Below are 26,291 nucleotides of genomic sequence, written 5' to 3'. Positions count from 1 at the left end.
CCTCGGCGACGTACCGGCATCACCGCCGGACGGGAGGGGGAGAGATGAACGACGTCTGGACGACGGTGGTGGGCACCGTCATCACCGATCCGATCAAGCGGACCACGCAATCCGGGGACGAGGTGCTCGGGTTCCGCGTGGCCAGCAACTCGCGCCGACAGGACCGCGCGACGGGGGACTGGATCGACGGGGACACGCTCTACGCGTCGGTGTCCTGCTGGCGTCGGCTGGTCGCGGGCGTGGGGGCCTCGCTCATGAAGGGCGACCCGGTGATCGTCTACGGCCGCGCCCGCACCAGCGAGTACACCACCAAGGAGGGGGTGGGTCGGTCCGGACTCGAGATCACCGCGACGGCTGTCGGGCCGGACCTCTCGCGCTGCCAGACCACACTGCAGCGACCGCGCCGCGACGCCGCGCCGGCCGACTCCGATCCGGTCGAACCCGATCGGGTGGACGGCCCGCCGGACCTCGCCGAGGAGGAGGCGGAGGAGCATCGGGACTCCGTTCCGACGCCGGTCGGCTAGGGCGCGGGTGCCGGTCGCGCGGGCCCCTGGCCGGCGATCGGCACCCCGCTCCGGCGGTTATGGCGGCGACGGCCGTCCCGGTAGACTCCGATCGCATCTGACCACTTCGAGAGGAACCCGTGGCGGAATTCATCTACACCATGAAGAAGGTGCGCAAGGCGCACGGCGACAAGGTCATTCTCGACGACGTGACCATGAGCTTCTACCCGGGAGCGAAGATCGGTGTGGTCGGCCCCAACGGCGCCGGCAAGTCCTCGATCCTCAAGATCATGGCGGGCATCGACCAGCCCGGCAACGGCGAGGCCTTCCTCGCCCAGGGCGCGTCCGTCGGCATCCTGATGCAGGAGCCGGAGCTCGACGAGACCAAGACGGTCCGCGAGAACGTCGAGGACGGCCTGGGCGACACCATGGTGCAGCTCAAGCGCTACAACGAGATCGCCGAGCTCATGGCCACCGACTACTCCGACGAGTTGATGGAGGAGATGGGCGAGCTGCAGGAGAAGCTCGATCACGCCGACGCGTGGGAGATCGACTCGCAGCTCGAGCAGGCCATGGACGCGCTGCGCTGCCCGCCGCCCGAGGAGAGCGTGGTGCACCTCTCCGGAGGTGAGAAGCGCCGCGTCGCGCTGTGCCGGCTGCTGCTGAGCAAGCCCGACCTGCTGCTGCTCGACGAGCCCACCAACCACCTCGACGCGGAATCGGTGCTGTGGCTCGAGCAGCACCTCGCCGCCTACCAGGGCGCCATCCTGGCGGTCACCCACGACCGGTACTTCCTCGACCACGTCGCCCAGTGGATCTGCGAGGTCGACCGCGGTCGCCTCTACCCCTACGAGGGCAACTACTCGACGTACCTGGAGAAGAAGGCCGAGCGTCTCGAGGTCCAGGGCAAGAAGGACCAGAAGCTGCAGAAGCGGCTCAAGGACGAGCTCGCCTGGGTCCGCTCCGGCGCCAAGGCCCGTCAGGCCAAGAACAAGGCCCGCCTCGACCGGTACGACGAGATGGCGGCCGAGGCCGACAAGACGCGCAAGCTCGACTTCGACGAGATCCAGATCCCCAACCCGCCGCGTCTCGGCGACGTAGTGGTCGAGGTCTCGCACCTGGACAAGGGCTTCGACGGCCGCATCCTCATCAAGGATCTGTCCTTCACGTTGCCGCGCAACGGCATCGTCGGCGTCATCGGCCCCAACGGTGTCGGCAAGTCGACGCTGTTCAAGACCATCGTCGGCCTCGAGCAGCCGGACAGCGGCGAGGTCAAGATCGGCCAGACGGTCAAGCTCAGCTACGTCGACCAGAACCGCGCCGGCATCGATCCCGCCAAGTCGGTCTGGGAGACGGTGTCCGACGGGCTCGACTTCATCACCGTCGGCACGCAGGAGTTCCCGTCCCGCGCCTACATCAGCTCGTTCGGGTTCAAGGGCCACGATCAGCAGAAGGCGGCCGGCGTTCTCTCCGGTGGTGAGCGCAACCGGCTCAACCTGGCGATGACGCTCAAGCAGGGCGGCAACCTGATCCTGCTCGACGAGCCCACCAACGACCTCGACGTCGAGACGCTGGGTTCGCTGGAGAACGCCCTGCAGGAATTCCCGGGCTGCGCCGTGGTCATCTCGCACGACCGCTGGTTCCTCGACCGGACCTGCACGCACATCCTGGCGTGGGAAGGCGGCTTCGGCGACAACGAGGCTGCCTGGTACTGGTACGAGGGCAACTTCGAGGGCTACGAGGCCAACAAGGTCGAGCGGCTCGGTCCCGACGCCGCCCGTCCGCACCGCGTCACGCATCGCAAGCTCACCCGCGACTGACGCACCCCCCCGCACGACCGGCCGGCGCCGACGGAGTTCGCTCCGTCGGCGCCGTCGTCGTTCGTGAACCGCCCCGAATGTACTGGCCGGTAACCGGATTGCCTCCGAATCGCCGCCCACCCGCGCCCCTCGCGACCGGCCGACACCGTTAGGGTCGAGCCACACCGCCCCCCTCGTCGCGGTGTCGCGATGCGGGTCGGAAGGTGGAACGCACATGGCGGAATCGGACGCCCTGACGACGGAGCAGGTGCAGGCCGCCTACTTCGGTGACGTCGACCCGGGCGAGCTCGGCCGAACGAGCGACGTCGACCCCGCGGAGATCGTGCGGCTCCACACCGAGCTCGCGTCGTCGCGTCGTCCCGGAACTCCGGTCCTGGCGTTGCGCCGCGGCACGGACAGCCGCGTCGGGCTGGCCCTCCAGATCGTCACCGACGACATGCCGATGCTCGTCGAATCGGTCACCGCGTGGCTGAGCGGTGTCGGGATCGCCGTGATGGACGTCGTCCACCCCATCCTCCGTGTCGACCGGGACGACGACGGCCGGTTGCGCCGCGTACTCGGGTCGGCGACACCCACCGACGAGGCCGACCATGCGGCGAGTGACGGCGAGTTGCTCGAGTCGTGGATCCACGTCGTGCTCCACCCCGCGGCGTCGCCGGAGACGTTCGACGCGCTCGAGGACGCCCTGATCGCCGTCCTGCGCGACGTGCGCCGCGTCGCCGACGACAGCGCGGAGATGCGCACCCGGCTGCTCGATCTGGCGGCGGGCCTCGAACGGGAGCGCAGCGACGGGGCCGTGGGTCCCGAGGCGCGAGTGGGGGCGGCGCGACTGCTGCGGTGGCTCTCCGAGGGCAATTTCCGACTGCTCGGCAGCTGTCGCTACGCCGCGACCGCGACGTCCACCACGGGGGACGGCGGTCTCACCGCGATCGACGGCAGCGCGCTGGGCATCCTGCGCGCCGACGGGTCCGGTGACCCCGACGGGTCCGGGCGGGTCGGCGACTTCGATCTGCCGACCGACCGGGTGGTCGCCCGCGAGGACCTGCTGGTGCTGACGCAGGCGTCGGGTTCGACGTCGGTGCATCGCACCGTGCATCCCTATTTCGTCGGCGTCCACGATCTCGACGACGAGGGAAACACGGTGGGGGAGCACCGATTCGTCGGTCTGTTCACCATCAGCGCTCTGTACGGCAACGCACTCGACATCCCGGTGGTGGGAGACCGGGTGCGGTCGGTCATCGAACGCGCCGGCCACACCCTGACCTCCTGGTCGGGCCAGGTGATGCTCGAGTCCATCCAGGCGGTGCCGCGGGTGGAGCTCTTCTCCGCCGACGCGCGATCCCTGTACCGGGTGGCCACCGCGGTGGAGCGGAGCGGGCTGCGCCGGGACGTGCTGGTGTTCCTGCGCCGCGACGGGTACGGGCGCTTCGTCTCCGCGCTCGTGTACCTGCCGCGGGACAGCTACACCACCCGGGTGCGGCTCGAGACGCAGCGAATCCTGGTGCAGGAGTTGGGCGGAACGGGAATCGAGTACGAGGCGCGGGTGACGGACAGCCCGCTCGCGCTGGTGCACTTCACGGTGCGCTTCACCGGTCAGTCCGCAGACGCGGTCGACGTGTCCGAGGACAACGCCGAGCGCATCCGCGGTCTCATCGCCGAGGCCACGCGCAGCTGGGACGACGCGCTGCGCACCGCGGCGGCGACGACGTCTCGGGTGTCGCCCGACATGGCGGCGCGCTACGCCGCCGCGCTGTCCGAGGCCTACAAGCAGGACTTCGGCGTGGCCCGCGCGCTCAGCGACATCGCCCGCGTGAACTCGCTGAGCGGCGACGCGATCGACATGTGCCTGTACCGCCCGGAGAACTCCGAGCGTGGCCGTTGGCGCTTCTCGCTCTACGTCTCGGGAACGGAAGTGTCACTGTCGCAGGTGCTTCCGGTTCTGCAGAGCCTCGGTGTCGAGGTGGTCGACGAACGTCCCTACGCCGTGGTCCGCCCCGACGGGGTGCGGTGCTGGATCTACGATTTCGGACTCGCCGCCGAACCCGAAGTGCTCGGGGACGTCGACCCCGCCGAACTCGGTGCCCGATTCACCGAAGCCTTCCACGCCGTCTGGTCCGGCCGGGCCGAGGCCGATCGCTTCAACGAGCTGGTCCTGCGGGCGGGGTTGGACTGGCGTCGCGCCGTGGTGCTCCGTGCGTACGCGAAGTATCTGCGGCAAGCCGGTTTTCCCTACAGTCAGTACACCGTCGAGGGCGTGCTGCTGGCCGACCCGCGCGCCGCGCGCCTGCTGGCCGATCTGTTCGACGCCCAGTTCGACCCCGACCGGACCGGCGGGGCGACGGCCTCCGACGAGCGCGCGGCCGAGATCGCCGACACGCTGACGGAACTCATCGACGAGGTGGTCGGTCTCGAGGCCGACCGGGTACTGCGGTCCCTGCTGGGGCTGATTCGTGCCACGCTGCGAACCAACCACTTCGTCCGGGGCGCCGACGGGACGACGCGGCCGTTCCTGTCGCTGAAGTTCGATCCGCGAGCGGTCGACGTACTGCCCCAACCGCGTCCGCGGTTCGAGATCTTCGTCTACTCGCCGCGAGTGGAGGGCGTGCACCTGCGCTTCGGCGCCGTCGCCCGCGGCGGGCTCCGCTGGTCGGACCGCCGGGACGACTTCCGCACCGAGGTCCTGGGCCTGGTGAAGGCGCAGGCCGTCAAGAACGCCGTGATCGTGCCCGTCGGCGCCAAGGGTGGCTTCGTCGTCAAGCGTCCCCCGGCCGCCACCGGCGACCCGGCCGAGGACCGGCAGGCGACGCAGACCGAGGGCCGGGCGTGCTACCGCATGTTCATCGCGGGCCTGCTCGACGTCACCGACAACCTCGATCCGGAGACCCGCGCGACGGTGCCGCCGGAGCGCGTCGTGCGTCGGGACGACGACGACACCTACCTGGTGGTGGCCGCCGACAAGGGCACCGCCACCTTCTCCGACCTGGCCAACGAGGTGTCCGCCGAGTACGGCTTCTGGCTCGGCGATGCCTTCGCGTCCGGTGGATCGGTGGGCTACGACCACAAGGCCATGGGCATCACGGCCAAGGGTGCGTGGGAGAGCGTCAAGCGGCATTTCCGCGAACTCGGCGTCGACACCCAACGGGACCCGATCACCGTCGTCGGCATCGGCGACATGAGCGGCGACGTCTTCGGCAACGGCATGCTGCTCAGCGACCGACTTCGCATCGTCGCGGCGTTCGACCACCGCCACGTCTTCCTCGATCCCGATCCCGACCCCGCTGCGTCGTTCGCGGAGCGTCGGCGACTGTTCGAGCTTCCGCGCTCGTCGTGGCGGGATTACGACACCGACCTGATCAGCGCCGGCGGCGGCGTGTTCGATCGCACGGTCAAGTCGGTGCCGATCGGCCCCGAGATCCGCGCGGCGCTCGGCCTGAACGACGACGTGACGGCGCTGTCCCCACCCGACCTCATGCGGGCGATCCTGCGCGCACCGGTCGACCTGTTCTGGAACGGCGGGATCGGCACGTACATCAAGGCGCGCACGGAATCCCACGCGGACGTGGGGGACAAGGCCAACGACGCGGTGCGCGTGAACGGCGCCGACGTGCGCGCGAAGGTGGTCGGCGAGGGCGGCAACCTCGGGGTCACCGCCCTCGGTCGGATCGAGTACGCGGCAGCGGGCGGCCAGATCAACACCGACGCGGTGGACAACTCCGCCGGGGTCGACTGCTCGGACCACGAGGTGAACATCAAGATCCTGCTCGACTCCGCGGTCACGTCCGGTGATCTGAGCAGCGACGAGCGCACCGACCTGTTGTCGTCCATGACGGACGAGGTGGGTGCTCTGGTGCTCGCCGACAACGTGGCCCAGAACGAGGTCCTCGGTGTCTCCCGCTCGCACGCGCCCGAACTCCTCGGGGTGCACGCGCGCCAGATCTCGGAGCTGGAGCGGGACGGCCGCATCGACCGCGAACTCGATGCCCTCCCGACGACGGGTGAGATCGACCGTCGCCTGCAGCAGGGACTCGGACTCACGTCCCCGGAACTGTCGACCCTGCTCGCGCACGTCAAGCTCGCGGTGAAGGAGGACCTGCTGGCGACCGAGCTGCCGGACGCCGACGTCTTCGCGCCGCTCCTCGTCGGCTACTTCCCGGAGCCCCTGCGCGAGCGCTTCGCCGGAGCGATCCACACGCATCCGCTTCGCCGGGAGCTGGTGGCCACCCGCATCGTCAACGACACCGTCGACCACGCCGGCCTCACCTACGCCTACCGCCTCGCGGAGGATTCCGGCGTCGGCAGCACGGACGCGGTGCGCGCCTACTCCGCGACGACTGCCGTCTTCGGCCTCCACGACCTGTGGGACGAGATCGCGCGGACCGAGATGCCCACCGCGGCCTCCGACGCCCTCGTGCTGGAGACGCGTCGCCTGCTCGATCGCGGGTCGCGATGGTTGCTGAGCAACCGGCCGCAACCGATCGCCGTCGGCGCCGAGATCACCCGCTTCGCCCGCAAGGTGCAGTCGATGGCCCCGCGGTTGTCGGAGTGGTTGGACGGACGGCTGGCGGACGCGGGCCTCGCTCGATCGACGCGCGCGATCGACCTCGGTGCGCCGGAGGAGTTGGCGCACCGCGTGTTCCGGCTGCTCGACGTGTTCTGCCTCCTCGACGTCGTCGAGGTCGCCGACATCGGCGGCGCCGACGAGGTGGAGATCGCGAAGGTCTACTACGCCCTCAGCGAGCACCTCGGCATCGACTGGCTGCTCGGCGCCGTGTCGACGCTGGAACGCGGCGATCGCTGGCACTCCCTCGCTCGTCTCGCGCTGCGCGACGATCTCTACTCGTCGTTGCGGGCACTCACGCTGGACGTCGTCGACGGCGGCGCGCCGGGGGAGACTCCGCAGGAGATGATCGCCGACTGGGAGTCCACCAACGCCTCCCGGCTCGGCCGGGCGCGGACGGCGCTGCGGGAGATCGGCGAATCGGGAACCGTGGATCTCGCCACCCTGTCGGTCGCGGCGCGGCAGATCCGCAGCATGGTTCGGGCCGCGAGCACGGGCGCCGGGACCCGCTAGGTTGTCCGGGTGACCGATCACGCTGCTGCCGAGCCCGTCGGATTCCATTGCCCCGTCGAGGTGCGGTGGTCCGACATGGACGCCTATCGGCACGTCAACCACGCCCGAATGGTGACGCTGCTCGAAGAGGCGCGCATTCCGTGGCTGATGGCCGACGGCGTACCCACCGCGACCCTGCGCAACAGTGCCGTGATCACCGATCTGCACGTGCGCTACCGCGGTCAGCTGCGCCACGAGGACTCCCCGCTCGACGTGGTGATGTGGACGCAGCAGCTGCGCGCGGTGGACTTCACCGTCGGGTACGAGGTGCGCCCGCACGGGGCCGCCATGTCCACTCCGCCGTCCATCGTCGCCTCGACGCAGATCGCCGTGTTCGACATCGAGACCCAGCGACTGCGCAGACTCGCGCCCGCCGAGCGGGAGTACCTCGCGCGCTGGACGCGGTCGGACTCGACCGGTCGCCCGTGACGGGCGCTCTCGCCGAACGGTCCCTGACCCTCCCGGCGCCGTCGGACCGGAGCGACCTGTCCACCTTTCTCGGCCACGTCACGCGTCTCGACGCGGCCGCCGTGGTCCGGCTGCGGCGACGGGCGCCCGATCACGTCGTCGCCTGGTGCGAGACCGGGTTCGACGTCCTGGCCAGCCGCGCGGTCCGCGGCTCCGTGCACCCGGCCGACGTGACGGTCGCCGCCGACGGGTTGCGTGCGCTGCTCGCCGGCGCAGGATCGGCACCGTTCGACCCCGGCTTCGCGATGGATTCCGCCTGGCGCGGTCCGGTTCCGGGTGACAGCGGCGCCGGTTTCGTTCACGTCGAGGACGTCCCCGGGCCCGTTCTCGTCGATCTCGCGGAGCGCGGCGTCGCCCTCGCTCGGGAACACGGTGGGGAGCACGGCCCGCCGACCTCGCTGCTCGATCAGACGGTGCTGACGGCCCGCTCCGCCGACGAGTCCGTGGACATCCCCATGCGGATGGTGTTCGCGCTCAATGCCATGAAGTTCGTCCCCGGTGAGGACGCGGACGACCGGGTTCGAGTGCGGCTGCACCGGTCATGGGTGCGCCTCGACGCCCGCTACGGCTCCGTCGTCCGCGCGCGGGGTGCGTCGATACCGCTGATGGTGACGCCGGGGCGCTGACGGTCCTCGGGTGCGGTCCTGCGCAGATTGTGGTCACCTTCACCGGTTGCACCCTGAGCATCTGACCGGAACCCGTGCAGATTCCCCCGGCACAGCGCGGGGTGGGATCAGACCAGCCAGGCGGCGGAGTCGCCTGCCAGCATCCCGTCGACGACGGGGGTCGAGGACAGCAACACCGACCCCGGCGGCAGCGGGACGGGCTCGGACGTGGTGTTCAGGGCGCAGACGAGTCCGCCGCGTCGCCGGAAGGCCAGGCATCCCGGCGGGCTGCCGTACCAGTCGAGTCCGGCGTGCGCGAACTCCGGCCGGGTGGCCCGCAGTTCGAGGGCCGTCCGGTGGAAATTCAGCATCGAGTCGGTGTCCTCGAGCTGGGCCTCGACGGTCAGGGCGGCCCAGTCCGCGGGCATCGGCAACCACGGTTCGCCGGTGCCGAAGCCGAACGGCGGCGTGTCGCCTTCCCAGGGGAGGGGGACCCGGCATCCGTCGCGACCCTTCTCGGCACCGTCGGACCGGAACCACGCCGGGTCCTGCCGGGCATCGTCGGGCACGTCGGCGCTGGGCAGGCCGAGCTCGGCGCCGTTGTAGAGGAACACCACCCCCGGCAGTCCGAGGGTGACCAGGGCCATCGCGCGGGCCCGGCGGGTCCCGAGGTCGCCCCCGCCGTACCGCGTGACCTCCCGGTCGATGTCGTGGTTCGACAGGGTCCACGTGGGGACACCGAGCGCATCCTCGGTTTCGGCGAGCGCCACCGCGGCGAGGGAATTGTCGACGGCGTCCTTGACCTCGTCGGCGTCGAACGCGGCCTCGGCGAGCCGGAAGTTGAACCCGAGCGTGAGCTCGTCGGGACGGAGGTAGCGGGCGAAGCGCTCGTTGTCGCGCACCCAGACCTCACCGACCGTCATGGCGTCGTACTCGTCGACGACCCGGCGGATGGCCCGGTGGATCTCGTGGACGCCGTCCTGGTCGAACCGCGGGTCGCCGTCGGCGTTGCGCATCAGCTCGTTGGTGGTGAGGTCCATGTCCGGCAGATCGGCCGGCTTGGCCATGCCGTGTGCGACGTCGATGCGGAAGCCGTCGACGCCGCGGTCGAGCCAGAACCGGAGCGTGGCCTCGAGGTCGGCGCGCACCTCGTCGTTGTGCCAGTTCAGGTCCGGCTGTTCCGGCGCGAAGATGTGCAGGTACCACTGCCCGGGTGTGCCGTCGGCCTCGGTGACGCGGTGCCACGCCGGGCCGCCGAAGATGCTGGGCCAGTTGTTCGGCGGTTCGGAGCCGTCCCCGCGCCCGTCGCGGAAGACGTAGCGGTCGCGCTCGGGGCTGCCGGGTCCGGCCTCGAGCGCGGCCCGGAACCACGGGTGCTCGTCGCTGGTGTGATTCGGCACCAGATCCATCGTCACCTTGATCCCGCGTGCATGCGCATCGGTGATCAGCCCGTCCATGTCGTCGAGCGTGCCGAAGAGCGGGTCGATGTCCCGAGGGTCGGACACGTCGTACCCGTGATCGACCATCGGGGACCGCATCACCGGACTCAGCCACAGAGCGTCGATGCCGAGCAGTTCGAGATAGCCCAACTTCTCGCGAACACCGGCGAGATCGCCGACACCGTCCCCGTTCGCGTCCGCGAAGGAGCGCGGATAGATCTGATAGAAGACCGCGTCGGACCACCAGGGTGCCCCGGCACCGCCGCGACGGGCGGCGATGGCTCTGCTGGCGCGCGTGTTCACAGCAGTCATAGTGCCAGTGCCGGGGACGGATGCCGTCGCGGAGTGGGCTTGCTACTCGTCCACGTGACGGCCCCTCGACGACAAAGCAACCACGAGTCGGTTTCGTAGGGTATTTTCAGGGCGATCGTCAAGCCACGGTAAAGGACTGCACATGACCACTCCCGTTTTCGAGGCCGTCCGCCTCGACGACGTCGAGCTCACCGCCGCCCCCATCGATCCCTCGTGGATCATCGCGGGCAACCCCGTCGCGCGCAGCGGACAATGGTCCTGCAGCCCCGACACCACCACGTCCAGCTGGGTGTGGGACTGCACGGCCGGCACCTTCGACTGGTACTTCGAGCAGGACGAGACCATCCACGTCATCGAGGGCGAGGTGATCGTCACGTCCGCCGGTCAGCCGCCGCGCACCCTCCGCGCGGGCGACGCGGCGCTCTTCCACGCCGACACCTGGGCGCGCTGGCACGTGCCGCAGTACGTGCGCAAGCACGCCATCCTGCGCCCGCACATCCCGCGTCCGATCTGGTTCGCCATGCGCGTCGCCCGCAAGCTGCGGGGCGGCGGCGCACGGTCCGGCGGCTTCGCGGGCTGATCGCCCGGGCGGCGGGTCGTCAGATGGGGGAGTTGACCATCGACTGCGCCGCCATCTCGATGTAGTCGACGAACTGCTGTCGGTGCTCGTCGTCCATCGTGGCCCTGTCGATCGACGCGAGCGCCGTGTGCATGGCGCGCAACCAGGCATCGCGCTCGAACGGGCCGATGACGAACGGGCTGTGCCGCATCCGCAGTCGCGGGTGGCCTCGCTCGTCGGAGTAGGTGCGCGGGCCACCCCAGTACTGCTCGAGGAACATCCGCATGCGGCGCTCCGCCGGTCCCAGATCCTCCTCCGGGTAGAGCCGCCGCAGGATCTCGTCGCGTTCGACCTCCTCGTAGAACCGGGCCGTCAGGGCGCGGAACGTCTCGGCGCCGCCGACGGCGTCGTAGAACGTCTGCGCGGGCTGCGTCGACGGAGTGTCGCCGCGTGGTGTCATCGGTGGAGTCCTCACGTGGTCACGGTGCTGGTGGCGGTGCCGAACGGACGCCCGTTGGGGTACGGCGCGGCGATCCCGGCCTCGTCGAACGCCTCCAGTATCCGTCGGTGCAGGCGCCGCTGCACCGCCCACTGCCGCCCGGGCCGGACCTTGACGGTCAGGCGCAGGGTCACGGTGTCGGAGGTGACCGCGTCGACACCCAGCATCTGGGGAGACTCGAGGATGTCGTCGTCGAAATCGCCGTGCGCGATCGCCTCGGTCGCGGTCCGCTCCGCCACCTCGCACGCGGTGTCGATGTTGGCGGTGTGCGCCACGGGCAGGTCGAGGACGGCGACGGCGTGTCCCTGGCTCATGTTGCCCACGCGCAACACCTCGCCGTTGCGGACGTACCAGAGGGTGCCGGAGATGTCTCGCACGGTGGTGACGCGCAGCCCCACGGTCTCCACCGTGCCGGTGGCTTCGCCGAGATCGACGATGTCGCCGACGCCGTACTGATCCTCGAGCAGCATGAAGATGCCGGAGAGGAAGTCGCGCACCAGGTTCTGCGCGCCGAAGCCCAACGCCACGCCGACGATGCCGGCGGACGCGATGAACGGGGCGACGTTGACGCCGACGATCGAGAGCGCGGACAGGACGAACCAGATCAGAATGGTGACGGACACACCGGACTTGAGAACGGAGCCGATGGTGCGCGCGCGCTGCGCGCGCCGTTCGTGAACGATGTCGGCCTGCAACTTGGTGGTCGTGCGTTCACGCAGAGGTCTGAGCAACGCGGGCTTGCGCCCGTCGCCGGGGCGCCGCAGCGTCACCCGATCGATGGCCCGGTGCAGCACGAACCGGAGCACCAACGCCAGGACGAGATAGCCCACGATCTGGAGCGGACGGTCGACCAGCCAGTCACGGCCGGTCTCGGACAGCGCGAGAGTCGAGAACACGGCGAAGAGTCTACGGATCGGCCCCGCCCCCGGGGCCCCGAGAATTCACCCACCGGACGGTTCGCGGCCCCCCGAAACGCCGTGCGTCCTGCGCCGATCCGTGATGCACTGTTGTGGACGTCACGTGTGTCGGCGTCGGCCGCACTCCGGCGGCGCGAGCCGACCGACGCGCAGCGACTCCGCCTCGACGGGAATCGTCGCGCGTGTGGTGCGTACTGGAGGTGGCATGACGAAGAACCGGCCCGCAGCCCTCGCCGAGCATCGACAACTGTCGCCCACCGACGCGCGTCCCGCGCCGTCGTCGGGGGCCCACACCAGTTCCGGTCATCGAGCGTTGCGCTCGGTGACCGCCGACCCGCTCCACCGGGACGATCTGCCCGCCGGCGACGATGCCGTTCCTGCCTGGCTCTCCCGCCGCGTGCTCCTGCTCAACGCGACCTACGAACCGCTCACCGCGCTGCCGATGCGCCGCGCCGTCGTCCTCCTCGTGTGCGAGAAGGCCACCGTCGTGCACGACGACGACCAGGGACCGCTGGTCCGCTCCGTCGACCTGGCGCTGCAGGTTCCGTCGGTCATCCGACTCCGCACCTACGTACGTGTGCCCTATCGGGCGCGCATTCCCATGACCCGCTCCGCGCTCATGCACCGTGATCGCTTCCGGTGCGCCTACTGCGGCGGCAAGGCCGAGACCATCGACCACGTCGTACCGCGCAGCCGCGGTGGCGGTCACTCGTGGGAGAACTGCGTCGCCTGCTGCGCTCCGTGCAATCACCGCAAAGCGGACAAATTGCTGTCGGAGCTGGGATGGACCCTGCGCGCGGCCCTCACACCGCCGACGGGACCGCACTGGCGTCTGCTGGCCGGCATCAAGGAACTCGATCCGACGTGGCTTCCCTACCTCGGCGAAGGTGCTGCCTGAGCGGACGTCCCCGGGCCCGTCCACTAGGCTGAGCGGCGTGAGCATCCTCGAAACCACGGTGATCTTCGGACTGATCCCGCTCGCCATCTTCCTCGCGTTGTACGTCTTCGCGAAGATCACGTCCCGCGCACCGGCGCCGCGTCCGGCTCCCTATCGGTTGGGGCAGACCTGGACGCACGCACCGGTGCTGTGGACGGCGACGGACGAGGTCACGCCGTACACACATCAAGCGGGTGCTGCGCACTCGGGACACGCCGAGCTCACCGCGGGCTCGCAGGCACTGATCGGAGGCCGGGCAAGTGGCAAGTGGTGAACTCGCGCATCGTGCGGTGAACGAGGAGGACCTGCCCGTCGGCCACGTCGTCACGGCCAGTGGACGTGTCTCCGGCGTGCACCAGGTGGGCACGCCCAACCCCGATCTGTCGCCCTTCGCGGCCGACGAGCTGATCCAGCTCGACGAGACGCTCATCGACGCGACCCGCGCCACCGGCATCCGGTTCAGCATCGTCGTCGGTGACCTCGGCGCGGATCCCGCCGTGGGCGCCGAGCAGGCGCTCGCCGCGGCGCCCGAGTCCGAGTACTCCGTCCTCATCGCGGTCTCGCCCAACCAGCGAGTGATCGAGATCCGGTCCGGACGCGGCATCGCGCACCGGGTCGACGATCGCATCGCGCAGCTCGGCGTCACCGCCGCGCTGAGCCCGTTCCGTGACGGCGACCTCATCGACGGTCTCGTCGCGGCCGTGCGTGTCATGAGCGCGGCGATCGCGGGTCCGTCCGCCTGACGCTCCCCCCGAACGCCCGAGAGCCCGTCACCGATCGGTGACGGGCTCTCGGCGTCTCAGGCCCGGTCCGCGGCGCGAGCGCGCAGGGCGCGGACCACGCCGGCCCGGCCCTCGACGACCAGGCGTGCGAGCGCCGGGGGGTGATCGCCGGCCAGGAACGCGTCCGCCGCGGCGACGGCGTCCTCGGAGATCGCCCACGACGGGTAGAGGCCCACGACGACGGTCTGGGCCACCTCGCTGGACCGGCGCGCCCACACGTCGGCGACGACGTCGAAGTACCGCTGGACGAACGGCGCGAGCAGTTCGCCCTGGCCGACGCCGGGGAACGCCCCGATGATGGCGCGTGCGGTGATGTTGGGCAGGCTGTCGTCCTCGATCACCGAGGTCCAGGCCCGTTCCTTCACGGTGGCCTGCGGTCGGGCGGCGCGCGCCGCCGCGGCGTGCCGTGCTCCCGCCGCGGTGTTGTCGCGTTCCGCCTCCGCGTCGATCGTCGGCGTCTCGTCGCCGGTGTCGACGGCCCCGCTGCGGGCGAGCGCGGTGACGATGCGCCACCGCAGGTCGGTGTCCACGGTCAGGCCCGTCAGGCCCTGTTCCGTCGGGTCACCGTCCAGCACCGCGCGCAGCACCTCCAGGTGCCGGTCGGCGAGCACCGACGACGTCAGGGCTCCGACGTGGGCGAGCTGATGGTCGGAACCGGGCTCGGCGGCCCGGGCCAGCTCCAGCAGGCGGTCCGCGAAACCCGGCCAGCCGGTGCTCTCGGCCCACTCCGGATCGGCGTACGAGCCGAGGGCGGTCTGCGCCTGCAGCAGCAGCCGCTGCACCACACCCACCTCCGTCTCGGCGTCGACCCCGCGCTCGACCAACGCGACGAAATCGCGGGCCTTGGTCTCGGCCTGACGGGTCATCTCCCACGCCGCCGACCACGCCAGGGTGCGGGGGAGCGACTCGGCGATGTCGCCGATTCGCGACGTCAGGGTCTCGAGCGACGCCGGGTCCAGGCGCAACGAGCAGTAGGTGAGATCGTCGTCGTTGACCAGGACGAAGCGCCCCGCGGGGACGCCCACCAGCTCGGCCACGTCGGTGCGCTCGGCCGCGTCGAGGTCGAGTTCGACGCGGTGGGTGCGGACCAGCTTCCCGGCCGCGTCGTCGTCGTACACCCCGACCGCGATGCGGTGGACACGACGCTCGCCTGCACCGGGTTCCGCGGGGCCCTGCACGACGGCGAACGCCGTGTAGGTGCCGTCCTCACCGACGGTGAAGTCCGGGGTCAGCGTGTTCAGTCCCGTGGTGCGGAGCCATTGCGCGCCCCAATCCGACAGGTCCCGTCCCGACGCCGTCTCGAGGGCCGACAGCAGATCGTCGAACGTCGCGTTGCCGTACGCGTGGTCGCGGAAGTAGCTGCGCAGGCCGGCGAGGAAGTCCTCGAGTCCGACGTAGGCGACGAGCTGCTTGAGCACGCTGGCGCCCTTGGCGTACGTGATGCCGTCGAAGTTCACCTCCACGGCGGCGAGGTCGGGGATGTCGGCCGCGATGGGGTGCGTCGAGGGCAGCTGATCCTGGCGGTAGGCCCATGACTTCTCGACGTTGGCGAAGGTCGTCCACGCGTTGGTGTACTCGGTGGCCTCGGCCTGGCAGAGCACCGAGGCGAAGGTGGCGAAGGACTCGTTGAGCCACAGATCGTCCCACCAGCGCATGGTGACGAGGTCACCGAACCACATGTGCGCCATCTCGTGGAGCACCGTCTCCGCGCGGCGCTCGTAGGAGTACCGCGTCACCTTGGACCGGAAGACGTAGTCCTCGAGGAACGTGACGGCGCCCGCGTTCTCCATCGCGCCCGCGTTGAACTCCGGCACGAAGAGCTGGTCGTACTTGCCGAAGGCGTACGGCGTTCCGAAATTGTCGTGATAGAAGCGGAACCCCTGCTTGGTCTCGGTGAAGAGTCGCTCGGCGTCCATGTGGTCGGCCAGCGACGCCCGGCAGTAGATGCCCAGCGGAATGGTGCCGTGGTCGTCGGTGTAGGTGTCGGTCCACTTGGCGTAGGGCCCGGCGATCAGCGCGACGAGGTAGGTGCTCATCACGGGCGTCGTCTCGAAGACGTGGCGCACCCCGGCCGTGTCTCCGGCGTCTCCGGCGTCTCCGGCGTGCCCGGCGGCCGCGTTCGAGATCACGGCCCAGCCCGCGGGCGCGGTGACCGTCAGCGCGAACGTCGCCTTGAGGTCCGGCTGGTCGAAGCAGGCGAACATGCGCTTGGCGTCCGCCGTCTCGAACTGGCTGTAGAGGTAGACCGACCCGTCGGCGGGGTCGACGAACCGGTGCAGCCCCTCGCCGGTGTGGGAGTAGACGCAGTCGGCGACGACCGTCAGCTCGTTGGTCTCGGCGAGATCCGGCAGTGCGATGCCGGTGGACTCGTCGTAGTCCGCGACGTCGAGGTCGGTGCCGTTGAGGGTGGCGGAGTGGATTCCGGCCGCCACGATGTCGACGACCGTCGACGCGCCCGGCGTGGCGGTGAACGACACGGTGGTGCTCGACCGGAAGGTCTTCTCGCCCGGCCCTCCCGCCGAGTCCGTGAGATCGAGGTCGATGGCGTAGTGCGACACGGAGATCAGGCCCGAACGGGTCTCGGCCTGGTCCCTGGTCAGATTGGGAGCAACCACGTGCACCCTTCCTTCTCGTGGGCGGATGATGCGCGGAGGTGAACGGAACTCGTGCTCACCGCACGGGCTCGACACATCCCATCATGTCTCGTCCGTCGGATGGGGGTACAAACAGGTGTGGGGCGCACCTGCGCACAGGAGTGACGACGGAAGGACAGATGTGAGCGAGACCAAGGACGTGGCGGATTTCTGGTTCGACCCTCTCTGCCCGTGGTGCTGGATCACCTCGCGGTGGATCCTCGAGGTCGCGAAGGTCCGCGATATCGAGACCAACTTCCACGTCATGAGCCTCGCGGTGCTGAACGAGGGCCGTGACCTGCCCGACGAGTACCGCGAGTTGATGACGAAGGCGTGGGGTCCGGTACGTGTGGCCATCGCGGCGGCACAGGAGAAGGGCGACGAGATCCTCGAACCCCTCTACACCGAGATGGGCACGCGAATTCACAACGAGGGCAACAAGGACTTCGCCGATGTCGTCGAGTCCTCGCTCGCCGCACTGGATCTGCCCGCCGAGCTCGCGTCCGCGGCGACCAGCACGGACTACGACGACGCGCTGCGCAAGAGCCACCACGCCGGCATGGACAAGGTGGGCGACGACGTCGGCACGCCCACCATCCACGTCAACGGCGTCGCGTTCTTCGGCCCCGTCCTCTCGCGCATTCCGCGGGGCGAGGAGGCCGGCAAGCTGTGGGACGCGTCGGTGATCTTCGCCTCGTACCCGCACTTCTTCGAGCTCAAGCGAACTCGTCACGAGGATCCGCAGTTCGACTGAGCGGCACGCGTTCTCGATCGACACGCAGCGGGGGTCGGCGCAGTGGCGTCGGCCCCCGAGGCATCTGCCGCACCGAGGCTTCCTACACCACGATGCGGTCGGCGGACGACGGACCGAACGTCCGCGCTTGCCCGTCGCGCCACCGTCGGGCCGACCACGCGGCGGCCACCGCGTCCAGAACGTCGTCGAGCGCGGGGCCGTCGTCCAGTGCGGCCGTGGCCGCCAGCACGTCGGCCGGGTCGACGACGGCACCCAGCGCAGCGAGTCGCTGCGCCAGACCTCGGGCTCGCTTCTTCGACCCGAACGCCACGTCGGGCGCAAGGGCGCGAAACGACGACTCGGGATGGACCTCGATCACCCGATTCCGGTCCGGTGCCGTGTTCAGTGCCGCCGACCAGTCCAGGATGTGTCGGCACAGGAACCAGGCCTGCTTGCTGATCGCCTTCCCCGTCCGGGCGCGCGACGCCGCGCAGGCCTCCTCGTACGACGAGGCCCGGACCGCGTCGGCCACGGGGGTGGGGAACAGCGACGAGCGCGCCGAGCCGAGGAAGGCGCGCAGCGCCACCTCCGACTCCCGCGTTCCGTCGACCGGGACCACGAGCGGCATGTCGACGCCGACCACGGCACAATCCGCGGTGGTCCGGAGCACGTCGGCCGGGGTGTCCGCGAGATGGAGGCGCACGGCGTCGTCGTCGAGGACGGCGACCACCCAGCGCCCACCGGCGCCGTCCACCCCGGCGACCGGGGGAGCGGAGGCCGAGCCGGTGCCACGCACCTGTCAAACTCTAGCCATGCGCGTTTACCTGGGTGCCGATCACGCCGGCTTCGAGTTCAAGAATCAGATCATCGATCACCTCCGCGAGTCCGGGCACGAGCCCGTGGACTGCGGTGCGTTCACCTACGACGCCGTCGACGACTACCCGGCGTTCTGCATCGAGGCCGCACGCCGCACGGTGGCCGATCCGGACAGCCTCGGCCTGGTGCTCGGCGGATCCGGTAACGGCGAGCAGATCGCCGCGAACAAGGTGCCCGGCGCCCGTTGCGCGCTGGCGTGGAGCGTGGAGACCGCACAGCTGGCTCGCCAGCACAACAAGGCGCAGCTCATCGGCATCGGCGGCCGGATGCACACGCTGCCCGAGGCCCTCGCGATCGTGGACGCGTTCCTCGAGACGCCGTGGTCCGGCGAGGAGCGCCACCAGCGCCGCATCGACATCCTCGCCGAGTACGAGCGCACGGGCGACGCACCGGCAGTGCCCGGAGCACCGGCCGGCTCCGAACAGTAAGGGTCCACACCCTTCTCACCGGACAGGACCGCTCATGCCCGAGGGTCACACCCTGCATCGTCTGGCCCGCGCGCACCAGAAGTCCTTCGCCGGTCAGGAACTCGAGGTGTCCAGTCCGCAGGGGCGGTTCGTCGAGGGCGCGGAGTGGGTCACCGGTCACGTGCTGCTGCGTGCCGACGCGTGGGGCAAGCATCTGCTGCATCGGTACGACAACGGCGCGATCGTGCACGTGCACCTCGGTCTCTACGGCAAGTTCACCGATCAACCCGTGCCCATGAAGGACCCGGTCGGTCAGGTGCGGATGCGCCTGGTCGGCCGGGACAAGGGCACCGATCTGCGCGGCCCCACCCGGTGCGAGATCTACGACGAGTCCGACGTCGATGCCCTGGTGGCGCGGCTCGGCCCGGATCCGCTGCGCCGAGAGTCCGACCCGGACAAGGCGTTCCACCGCATCCACAAGTCGTCGGTGGCCATCGGCGCGCTGCTGATGGAGCAGGACGTGATCGCCGGCATCGGCAACGTCTATCGCGCCGAGTTGCTCTTCCGCCACGGCGTCGACCCGTTCCTGCCGGGCAAGAAACTGGACACCGAGCGATGGAACGCCATGTGGGTGGACCTGGTCGAGCTGATGAAGCTCGGGGTGCGGCGCGGGCGCATCGTCACCCTGCGCCCCGAACACGACAGCGCGGCCTCCCGAGGACCCGGAAGGCCGCGCAGTTACGTGTACAAGCGGACGGGGCTGCCCTGCCGGATCTGCGGAACGCCGATCCGCACGCAGGACATGAAGGGCCGCAACCTCTTCTGGTGCCCGACCTGCCAGGCGGACTAGAACCCGCCGAAGTCCCCGCCGCCGCCGAAGTCTCCGCCGCCGAAATCGCCGCCCCCGCCGCCGAAGTCCCCGCCGCCGTCGTAGCCGCCGCCCGCATCGCCGAAGTCGCCACCGCCGTCGCCGTAGTCACCACCGGCATCTCCACCGTCGCCGGCGTCGTTCATACCGTCCTCGTAGCCGTCGCCGTACCCGCTCTCGAACGCCTGCGCGTCGTATCCCACGCCGGCCATGCCCGAGAACATCGCGGAGAACAGGAACATCGACCCGACGCCCCAGGCGCCCGCGACGAGGGCCGGCTTCCACCAGGGTTCGGAATACCAGCCGGCGGGCACCGGACGACCGGCCACGCGGCCACCGGGGTAGTAGTTCGGCGTCTTCTCGCTCGGGGCGGGTGCGGCTGTCACCTGCCGGCCCTCGAAGTCGACGGTGCGCTCCTCGGTGACCTCACCGGCCGACTTCTGGCCGTCGATGGTGGGCACGTCGGGGCCGGGGTCCATGCCCATGGCGAGGCGGGCGGCACGGATGTAGTACAGGCCCTCGAGGGCGGTCTGCTTCGCCAGCCGTGCCTGGGCCGAGGTGCGCGCCTGGTCGATCTGCGAGCCCGCCGCGGTGTAGCGCTCGGAGGCGTCGGCCAGTGCCTGCTTGGACGCGGTGTCGCTGCCGACCAGATTGAATACCTGCCCGCCGAGCCGCTCGATCGCCTGCCGCGCATCGGCTTTCGCGTCGTCGACGGCGGCGGCCTCGCGCTTGCCGGTGTTCTTCTGGGAGATCATCACGACGCCGCCCACCAGGGCGATGACGACGACGATCAGCAGCAGGGGTTCCATCGTTCCTCCATCGTCGGCTTCGGACCCCAGTGTACGGAGGCCCCGAAACGGACGAACCGGACGTAGCTCAGAGCGTGATGCTGGGGCGCGCTTCGGCCCAGGCCTCCATCAGGTGCGCGGCGAGCACGTCCTCGACGTACCCGAGTGCGCGCATCCCGAAGACGACGTCCGCCTCGAGGGCGGGGTCGTTCGCCACGAGGTCGCCGACGACGTCGTGCCGCATCACCTGCTCGTGCACCGCGTCGGCCTCGACGTGCTCGGCGTAGAAGGCCACGCACTGCTCGGCGAAGCCGAGCCGCCGGAGTGCCGTCACCAGACGCGACGACCCGGGCGACGAGGTGATCTCGGTCGCGGCGAGGTGCCCGGCCGCGGCGCCGCGCCACCGACGATGCAGCCCGAAGAAGGACATGAGGTTGACCGGCGCGAGGGTCGGGGCCCCCACGTGATCGAGGTAGCCGAGGTACGACGAGTCGAGGCCGGCGGCGTCCAGGAGATCGCGGAAGAGCACCTGATGCATGCGGGATCCGCGTCCACCGCCGAATTCGTCGAACTCCACGGCGACGTAGGCCGCCTTGGCCTGCCCCTGCAACCGCGGAATCGCCCATGCGTGCGGGTCGGCCTCCTTGAGGTGGTAGAGCGAGCGGTGGGCGAGGTACTCGCGCATCTGCTCGGCCGTGCCGTGATCGCGGAGGTGGTACGAGGGGCCGCTGCCGTCGACGTGTTCGGTGGCCAGGGCATCCATCTCGTCGTTCACGGATCCACCGGTGGGCACCCGGGCCCGGAGGTGGTCGAGGAAGAGGGCTTCCATCGCGCCCCGTAGCCGAAGCAGGTCGGGGTTCCATTCCCAGGCGTCGTCGACGCCGGTGAAGCTGCGGTAGTGCAACTCGTAGCAGACGTACAGCGCGAGGTGCAGGTCGTCGCCGTACGGATCCGCATCGGTGACGGCGGAGCCGGCGAGGTCGGCCAGGGCCGTCGATCCCGAACCCGGTTCCGACGCCAGGGCGCGGATCACCGACTGCGACAGCGGACCACGAGGGGCGGGAAGCTCGGCGTCGGCGTGGCCTGCGGGGGCGGAAGACAGAGTGGACGTCACCAGGTCCGGCTACCCGTTCGCCGGGGGTCCGAACATGTCCGGGGCCGGGGACGTCCGATCCAGAAGGTACGTCGCGGCGTCCAGGACCACGGTGCGGTCGTAGGTGAGGCGGTAGTCGAAATCGGGGTCCGGGCCGTCGTCGACGACCCGCGCCAGCATCCCGGCCGTGAGGTGCGGACCGACGACGATGAGCGTGAACTCCGTCGCGATCGGGTCGTCCGGTGCGATGTCCCTGGTCCGCAGGTTGGGCAGGGACGGCAGGGCCGCGCGGTGCGCGTCGCGACCGAACACGGTGACCAGAGCGCCGGACCCGGCCACGCCGCGGGCTCCGGCGATCGCGTCGGTGTCGAGCGGAAAGCAGTAGGGAATCGTCGTGAGCACGACCGTCGACGGGCCGTTGGCCAGGGCCTGCTGTTCCAGTCGACGCGACAGCGACACGACCAGTTCGCCGTCGGCCCGCTGAACCCGCCCCGCGGCCGCACCGATCGCGAACGGGGTGTCCCGCGGCCGGCGACGCGCGGTGATGCCCACGGCGGACACCATGGGCGTGGTGTCCGTTGCCGTGTCGGGCGGAGCGGTCACGTCGGACGGCTCGGGAACGCGCCGAGGCAGCGGCGCCGGCTCGCCGAAGAGGTAGCCCTGGCCCATGGTGGCCCCGAGGTCGAGGGCGGATCGGAGGTGTCGCTCGGTCTCGATGCCCTCGGCGAGGACCCGCGCCCCCGTCCGGCCCGATTCCGCGGCGACGGCGGAGATGACCGATGCGGTGTCGTCCGCGCCTCTGGCCTGCGTGAACGACATGTCGAGTTTGATCACGTCCGGCTCCAGGAAGGGAAGCAATGCCAACGACGCGGCGTCGGCGCCGACGTCGTCGACCGCGATCATCCACCCGCGGCCACGGATGCGATCGACGGCTCGCAGCAGGGCGGCGGGATCGACCAACAGGTCGCGCTCGGTGATCTCCACGACGACGGACAGCGTCTCCGCGCGCCGAAGCACGTCCACCGCCTCCGGGGGCACGAACCCGTCCGTGACCCCGGGTTCGATGTTGACGAAGAGCAACTGACCCGGCGGCAACGGTGCCGACAGCGCGCCGCGCAGTGCGCTGACCCGGCAGAGCCAGTCGATCTCGCGCAGGCGACCGGCGGCCCGTGCCGCCGCGAAGAGCTCCTCCGGCCGCTCGAACGGGGAGCCCGCCGGACCGCGGGCGAGGGCCTCCACGCCGACCATCGCCCGCGTCGTCAGATCCACCACCGGCTGATAGAGGGAGCGGACCTCGACGCCGTCCGGCAGAGCCGGCGTCACCTGGTTTCGTCTCCGGCCGGGACGACCACCACCGGAACCTCGACCGAATGCAGGACCGCGCGCGACGTCGAGCCGAGCAGGAGGGACCGGAACCCGCCGCGGCCGCGACGTCCGACCACGACCGTCGAGGCGGACGCCGACCGGGCGACGAGTTCGCGGACCGGTCGATCGCGCACCACCACGCGCTCGACGTCGACGGTCGGGAATTCCTCGGACCACCCCGCGAGCGACTCGGCGAGGGCGGCCTGCTCACCCTCCTCCGTGCGAGACCAGGCGTCGGGCTCGAGATGCAGGTCGACGTCGCTCCAGGCATGCACGGCGACGAGCCGCTCCCCGCGGGCCGCGGCCGTCGTGAACGCGAGACGCAGGGCCGGCATGCTGTTGGCCGTTCCGTCGACACCGACCACGACCGACCCGGTCGCTCGATCCGTTCCGGCGGGGACGACGGCGACGGCGCACCGCGCGTGAGTGGCGACGGCCGTGCTGACCGATCCGGACAGGCCCCCGGTGAACTCGCCGAGCCCGCGGGTGCCGACGACCACGAGGGACGCCGTCTCGGATCGGTCGACCAGGACCCCGGCCGGGGTGCCGTGGTCCGATTCGACCTCGACGCGGACGCGGGCGTCGCCGAGCCGGTCCGTCGCGACGCCGCGGGCCCGGTCGAGCAGGGCGGCCGCGGTGGAACCCGGCGGGCTGTCGACGGTCGCGGCCACGTGGACCCCCGGGGCCACCGCGGTGAGGAGAATCAGGTCCAGTCCCTGTCGCCCCGCCACGTCCGCGGCCCACGACACCGCGTCCTCCGCTTCGGCCGAACCGTCCACGCCCACCACCACCGGTCCGCGACGAGTCGTGGTCGTGCCGTCCGGTCCCGTGTCCGTCATGGGAACAGTGTCGTCGGCGATCGGCCGGGCCGCGGCGAAACGCGCTGATTGCAAACGCAACGTAGTTATCCGAAAGCGATGTCATCGTTACCGTATCGAGACGCTGAGATCGCTGCCTCGACATGTCCGCGGACGAATCTGAAGACACAGCCGCCGGACGAGGCGAACCACTCGCCGCCCCCGACGACTCCACGCCGCACGCGGTGCAGACCAGCGCCGCACACGGTCACGACACCGGTCCACGACCGGAATGCACGACGACAGGGGAGCCACACCATGAGCGCACTCGAGACCTTCGCCTACGACATCGTCTCCACCGACCGTGCGGAGGGGATAGTCGCACGCCCCGCGGACCTCACGGTCGTCGATCACGTGCGCGACGGCGTGGCGGTCCTGTCCATCGGCGGTGAGATCGACCTCGGCACCACCCCCGAACTGCGCGAGATACTGATCCGCCTGGCCGCGCGCCGCGAGGACGCCGTCGTCCTCGACCTCTCCGACGTGACGTTCCTCGGATCCGCCGGCGCCGTGCTGCTGCTCGACGCGGCGTCGGCCGTGGCCGCTCGCCCGATGGTTCTCGTCGCGACGCACCCGGCCGTGCGTCGACCGCTGGGCTTGCTCGGCGTCTGCTCGCCCATCGCGGTGTTCGGCGACCTCGACGAGGCGGTCGCGTCCCTCGCGGACGACGAGCTGTTCTCCGAGGTCGGCTGACCCCGGGCGCCGTCCCACCCCGAGCACCGCCCGACCGAACCACCAACGGCCCCGAACTCCGCGGAGTTCGGGGCCGTTGGTGATCGTGGAGCGGGCGACGGGAATCGAACCCGCGTAATCAGTTTGGAAGACTGAGGCTCTACCATTGAGCTACGCCCGCATGCCGACGGCGAGTCCGGGATCGCCGGCCCGTCGCCTGCGAGGAGACTGTACCGAACCCGGCGCGGGAATCGTAAATCGGCCCGGCGTCGACCGAGCGTGCGTGGTCACCGTAGGATCGACCGCGCGAGGACGAGGTCCGACGCGTGCCGTGTCCGGGCGCGACGTACCTGCGCCCCTGCACGTGAACGGGATGTGGCGCAGCTTGGTAGCGCATCCGCTTTGGGAGCGGAGGGTCGCAGGTTCGAATCCTGTCATCCCGACCCCGACCGGGCTCGGGCCCGTGAACACCCGACGAACCATACGAAGGAGCCATGTCCGTGAAGAGCACCGTCGAGCAGCTCAGCCCGACGCGAGTCCGTATCAACGTTGAGGTGCCCTTCGAGGAGCTCAAGCCTGATTTCGATCGCGCGTACAAGACGCTCGCCCAGCAGATCCGTCTCCCCGGGTTCCGTCCGGGCAAGGCGCCCGCCAAGCTGCTCGAGGCTCGCGTCGGTCGTGCGAACGTGTTGAACCAGGTGGTCAACGACGCGCTCCCCGGCAAGTACAACGACGCGCTGAACGCCACCGAGCTCAAGCCGCTCGGTCAGCCGGACATCGAGATCACCAAGCTCGAGGACGGCGAGGAGATCGCCTTCACCGCCGAGGTCGACGTCCGTCCCGAGATCACGCTGCCCGACTTCTCGTCGCTGGCCGTGACCGTGGATCCGGTCGAGATCACCGACGAGGCCGTCGACGAGCAGTTGCTCTCGCTGCGGCAGCGGTTCGGCACCCTCACCGGCGTCGAGCGTCCCGCGCAGACCGGCGACTTCGTCTCCATCGACCTGTCCGCGACGGTCGACGGCGAGAACGTCGAGGAGGCGTCCACCGAGGGTCTCTCGCACGAGGTCGGCTCGGGTCAGCTCATCGAGGGTCTCGACGACGCCATCGTCGGCCTGTCCGTCGGTGAGTCGACGGAATTCGGCACCACCCTGCTCGCCGGCGAGCACGCCGGCCGCGAGGCCGTCGTGACCGTGACCGTGAAGTCGGTCAAGGAGCGCGAGCTGCCGGAGCCGGACGACGAGTTCGCGCAATTGGCCAGCCAGTTCGACACCTTCGACGAGCTCCTCGCGGACCTCCGCGAGCGCGTCGGCCGGGTGAAGAAGGTCGAGCAGGCCGGACAGATCCGGGACAAGGTGCTCGAGGCGCTCCTCGAGCAGACCGAGGTGCCCGTGCCCGAGGCCTTCGTCAAGGCCGAGGTCGACTCCGCCCTGCACGATGCGATCCACCCGCTGGACCACGACGAGGACAAGCTCGCCGAGCAGCTCACCGCGGCCGGCTCCTCGCGCGAGGAGTTCGACGCCGAGGCCAAGGCCAACGCCGAGAAGTCGGTGAAGACGCAGCTCCTGCTCGACACCATCGCCGATGCCGAATCGGTGCAGGTGGGTCAGGACGAGCTGACGCAGAACATCGTGTTCCAGGCGCAGCGCTACGGCATCGCGCCCGAGCAGTTCATCCAGCAGGTGCAGCAGGCCAACCAGCTGCCCGCCCTGTTCGCGGACATCCGCCGGAGCAAGGCCCTCGCGACGATCGTCGATCGCGTGCAGGTGACCGACACCGCGGGTGCGAGCGTCGACACCAAGGAACTCTTCGGCGAGCCCGACGGTGACGACAGCGGCGAGAGCAACGACGGCGGCGAGAACACGGCCGCCGAGCAGTAATAACGCTGACAGCGAACGACGGCGGTTCCGGGACTCCGGAGCCGCCGTCCTTCGTTAGTGTCGGTGTCGAGAAGGCGTGCGGCGGACGGGGGACCTCCCGCCGCCGCGTCGGACGAGACAACACCACGAGCACCATCCGAGCACCAGAAGGCAGGTAACGTGACCAGC

Annotated in this window: 23 protein-coding genes and 2 tRNA genes; 15 read left to right on the top strand and 10 right to left on the bottom strand. The window is 70.2% G+C overall.

Annotated elements, in window-relative coordinates; all coding sequences use genetic code 11:
- Positions 1–44: 44 nt before the first annotated feature.
- From ssb to RC2_RS11875, 5 genes are all read left to right on the top strand, one after another.
- On the top strand, positions 45–524 hold the full coding sequence (gene ssb / locus RC2_RS11895) for a single-stranded DNA-binding protein (protein ID WP_068152342.1): 480 nt from the start codon (positions 45–47) through the stop codon (positions 522–524).
- A gap of 119 nt (positions 525–643) precedes the next feature.
- On the top strand, positions 644–2,323 hold the full coding sequence (gene ettA / locus RC2_RS11890) for an energy-dependent translational throttle protein EttA (protein ID WP_068152345.1): 1,680 nt from the start codon (positions 644–646) through the stop codon (positions 2,321–2,323).
- Positions 2,324–2,537: 214 nt separating this feature from the next.
- Entirely contained in the window at positions 2,538–7,394 is a 4,857-nt protein-coding gene (locus RC2_RS11885; protein WP_068152348.1) for an NAD-glutamate dehydrogenase, read from the top strand.
- Between the two features lie 9 nt (positions 7,395–7,403).
- Positions 7,404–7,862 carry an acyl-CoA thioesterase gene (locus tag RC2_RS11880; RefSeq protein WP_068152352.1) on the top strand — a complete coding sequence of 153 codons (459 nt, stop codon included), beginning with the start codon at positions 7,404–7,406 and terminating at the stop codon, positions 7,860–7,862.
- Positions 7,859–8,527, top strand: coding sequence for a DUF8010 domain-containing protein (locus tag RC2_RS11875; protein WP_068152354.1), 669 nt, complete (start codon positions 7,859–7,861; stop codon positions 8,525–8,527). Before RC2_RS11880 ends, RC2_RS11875 begins: the two co-directional genes overlap by 4 nt.
- A gap of 107 nt (positions 8,528–8,634) precedes the next feature.
- Here the strand turns inward: RC2_RS11875 and RC2_RS11870 are convergent, their stop codons facing one another.
- Entirely contained in the window at positions 8,635–10,257 is a 1,623-nt protein-coding gene (locus tag RC2_RS11870; protein ID WP_082895722.1) for a glycoside hydrolase family 13 protein, read from the bottom strand.
- Positions 10,258–10,399: 142 nt separating this feature from the next.
- Here RC2_RS11870 and RC2_RS11865 point away from each other — a divergent pair, with 142 nt between their 5' ends.
- Entirely contained in the window at positions 10,400–10,837 is a 438-nt protein-coding gene (locus RC2_RS11865; RefSeq protein ID WP_068152359.1) for a cupin domain-containing protein, read from the top strand.
- Between the two features lie 19 nt (positions 10,838–10,856).
- Here RC2_RS11865 and RC2_RS11860 read toward each other — a convergent pair whose 3' ends face one another.
- Positions 10,857–11,276 carry a globin gene (locus tag RC2_RS11860; RefSeq protein WP_068152361.1) on the bottom strand — a complete coding sequence of 140 codons (420 nt, stop codon included), beginning with the start codon at positions 11,274–11,276 and terminating at the stop codon, positions 10,857–10,859.
- Positions 11,277–11,287: 11 nt separating this feature from the next.
- Positions 11,288–12,211, bottom strand: a complete 924-nt coding sequence (locus RC2_RS11855) for a mechanosensitive ion channel family protein (protein ID WP_068152362.1) — start codon at positions 12,209–12,211, stop codon at positions 11,288–11,290.
- Positions 12,212–12,437: 226 nt separating this feature from the next.
- On the opposite strand from RC2_RS11855, the gene RC2_RS11850 reads away from it, so the two are divergent.
- Genes RC2_RS11850 through RC2_RS11840 form a run of 3 tightly spaced genes read left to right on the top strand, consistent with a single transcriptional unit; the run spans position 12,438 to position 13,912 of the window.
- Positions 12,438–13,130, top strand: a complete 693-nt coding sequence (locus RC2_RS11850) for an HNH endonuclease (RefSeq protein ID WP_082895724.1) — start codon at positions 12,438–12,440, stop codon at positions 13,128–13,130.
- Between the two features lie 37 nt (positions 13,131–13,167).
- On the top strand, positions 13,168–13,443 hold the full coding sequence (gene ctaJ, locus RC2_RS11845; RefSeq protein ID WP_068152365.1) for an aa3-type cytochrome oxidase subunit CtaJ: 276 nt from the start codon (positions 13,168–13,170) through the stop codon (positions 13,441–13,443).
- Positions 13,430–13,912 (top strand): DUF5130 family protein, encoded by a 483-nt coding sequence (locus RC2_RS11840; protein WP_068152381.1) that lies wholly within the window; start codon positions 13,430–13,432, stop codon positions 13,910–13,912. Before ctaJ ends, RC2_RS11840 begins: the two co-directional genes overlap by 14 nt.
- Before the next feature lie 56 nt (positions 13,913–13,968).
- Here RC2_RS11840 and pepN read toward each other — a convergent pair whose 3' ends face one another.
- Positions 13,969–16,566: an aminopeptidase N gene (pepN, locus tag RC2_RS11835; RefSeq protein ID WP_068152385.1), complete on the bottom strand. Its 2,598-nt coding sequence runs from the start codon at positions 16,564–16,566 to the stop codon at positions 13,969–13,971.
- A gap of 160 nt (positions 16,567–16,726) precedes the next feature.
- Here pepN and RC2_RS11830 point away from each other — a divergent pair, with 160 nt between their 5' ends.
- Positions 16,727–17,338 carry a mycothiol-dependent nitroreductase Rv2466c family protein gene (locus tag RC2_RS11830; RefSeq protein ID WP_068152383.1) on the top strand — a complete coding sequence of 204 codons (612 nt, stop codon included), beginning with the start codon at positions 16,727–16,729 and terminating at the stop codon, positions 17,336–17,338.
- A gap of 82 nt (positions 17,339–17,420) precedes the next feature.
- Here the strand turns inward: RC2_RS11830 and RC2_RS11825 are convergent, their stop codons facing one another.
- Positions 17,421–18,113, bottom strand: coding sequence for a DUF429 domain-containing protein (locus RC2_RS11825; RefSeq protein ID WP_139277348.1), 693 nt, complete (start codon positions 18,111–18,113; stop codon positions 17,421–17,423).
- A gap of 16 nt (positions 18,114–18,129) precedes the next feature.
- Here RC2_RS11825 and RC2_RS11820 point away from each other — a divergent pair, with 16 nt between their 5' ends.
- Positions 18,130–18,621: a ribose-5-phosphate isomerase gene (locus RC2_RS11820; protein WP_068100075.1), complete on the top strand. Its 492-nt coding sequence runs from the start codon at positions 18,130–18,132 to the stop codon at positions 18,619–18,621.
- A gap of 34 nt (positions 18,622–18,655) precedes the next feature.
- Positions 18,656–19,450 carry an Fpg/Nei family DNA glycosylase gene (locus RC2_RS11815; protein WP_072681404.1) on the top strand — a complete coding sequence of 265 codons (795 nt, stop codon included), beginning with the start codon at positions 18,656–18,658 and terminating at the stop codon, positions 19,448–19,450.
- On the opposite strand, the gene RC2_RS11810 is transcribed toward RC2_RS11815, so the two are convergent.
- From RC2_RS11810 to RC2_RS11795, 4 genes are all read right to left on the bottom strand, one after another.
- Positions 19,447–20,277, bottom strand: coding sequence for a hypothetical protein (locus RC2_RS11810; RefSeq protein WP_072681400.1), 831 nt, complete (start codon positions 20,275–20,277; stop codon positions 19,447–19,449). The two genes, RC2_RS11815 and RC2_RS11810, sit on opposite strands and share 4 nt — an antisense overlap.
- Positions 20,278–20,344: 67 nt before the next feature.
- Positions 20,345–21,370: an iron-containing redox enzyme family protein gene (locus RC2_RS11805; protein ID WP_174552318.1), complete on the bottom strand. Its 1,026-nt coding sequence runs from the start codon at positions 21,368–21,370 to the stop codon at positions 20,345–20,347.
- A gap of 9 nt (positions 21,371–21,379) precedes the next feature.
- On the bottom strand, positions 21,380–22,672 hold the full coding sequence (locus RC2_RS11800) for an EAL domain-containing protein (RefSeq protein WP_068147119.1): 1,293 nt from the start codon (positions 22,670–22,672) through the stop codon (positions 21,380–21,382).
- On the bottom strand, positions 22,669–23,553 hold the full coding sequence (locus RC2_RS11795; protein WP_068147115.1) for a universal stress protein: 885 nt from the start codon (positions 23,551–23,553) through the stop codon (positions 22,669–22,671). The genes RC2_RS11800 and RC2_RS11795 overlap by 4 nt, the downstream gene beginning before the upstream one ends.
- Before the next feature lie 276 nt (positions 23,554–23,829).
- Here RC2_RS11795 and RC2_RS11790 point away from each other — a divergent pair, with 276 nt between their 5' ends.
- Positions 23,830–24,264, top strand: a complete 435-nt coding sequence (locus tag RC2_RS11790; protein ID WP_068147111.1) for an STAS domain-containing protein — start codon at positions 23,830–23,832, stop codon at positions 24,262–24,264.
- Between the two features lie 86 nt (positions 24,265–24,350).
- Here RC2_RS11790 and RC2_RS11785 read toward each other — a convergent pair.
- A tRNA-Gly gene (locus tag RC2_RS11785) sits at positions 24,351–24,424 on the bottom strand.
- A gap of 188 nt (positions 24,425–24,612) precedes the next feature.
- Between RC2_RS11785 and RC2_RS11780 the strand changes: the two genes are divergently transcribed.
- Positions 24,613–24,686 (top strand) — tRNA-Pro (locus tag RC2_RS11780).
- Between the two features lie 57 nt (positions 24,687–24,743).
- Entirely contained in the window at positions 24,744–26,123 is a 1,380-nt protein-coding gene (gene tig, locus RC2_RS11775; RefSeq protein ID WP_068147262.1) for a trigger factor, read from the top strand.
- Positions 26,124–26,291 lie beyond the last annotated feature (168 nt).

Origin of the sequence: Rhodococcoides corynebacterioides NBRC 14404 (genome assembly GCF_001894765.1) — a bacterium.
In the GTDB taxonomy this organism is placed as follows: domain Bacteria; phylum Actinomycetota; class Actinomycetes; order Mycobacteriales; family Mycobacteriaceae; genus Rhodococcoides; species Rhodococcoides corynebacterioides.
This window is presented reverse-complemented; position numbering and strand designations above follow the sequence as displayed.

What these genes read in the sequence shown, in the direction of transcription:
- RC2_RS11865 (WP_068152359.1), top strand. Translation starts at nt 10,400, where the DNA reads ATGACCACTCCCGTTTTCGAGGCCGTCCGCCTCGACGACGTCGAGCTC.
- RC2_RS11860 (WP_068152361.1), bottom strand. Translation starts at nt 11,276, where the DNA reads ATGACACCACGCGGCGACACTCCGTCGACGCAGCCCGCGCAGACGTTC.
- RC2_RS11790 (WP_068147111.1), top strand. Translation starts at nt 23,830, where the DNA reads ATGAGCGCACTCGAGACCTTCGCCTACGACATCGTCTCCACCGACCGT.
- RC2_RS11820 (WP_068100075.1), top strand. Translation starts at nt 18,130, where the DNA reads ATGCGCGTTTACCTGGGTGCCGATCACGCCGGCTTCGAGTTCAAGAAT.
- RC2_RS11815 (WP_072681404.1), top strand. Translation starts at nt 18,656, where the DNA reads ATGCCCGAGGGTCACACCCTGCATCGTCTGGCCCGCGCGCACCAGAAG.
- RC2_RS11870 (WP_082895722.1), bottom strand. Translation starts at nt 10,257, where the DNA reads ATGACTGCTGTGAACACGCGCGCCAGCAGAGCCATCGCCGCCCGTCGC.
- ssb (WP_068152342.1), top strand. Translation starts at nt 45, where the DNA reads ATGAACGACGTCTGGACGACGGTGGTGGGCACCGTCATCACCGATCCG.
- RC2_RS11810 (WP_072681400.1), bottom strand. Translation starts at nt 20,277, where the DNA reads ATGGAACCCCTGCTGCTGATCGTCGTCGTCATCGCCCTGGTGGGCGGC.
- RC2_RS11795 (WP_068147115.1), bottom strand. Translation starts at nt 23,553, where the DNA reads ATGACGGACACGGGACCGGACGGCACGACCACGACTCGTCGCGGACCG.
- RC2_RS11850 (WP_082895724.1), top strand. Translation starts at nt 12,438, where the DNA reads ATGACGAAGAACCGGCCCGCAGCCCTCGCCGAGCATCGACAACTGTCG.
- RC2_RS11885 (WP_068152348.1), top strand. Translation starts at nt 2,538, where the DNA reads ATGGCGGAATCGGACGCCCTGACGACGGAGCAGGTGCAGGCCGCCTAC.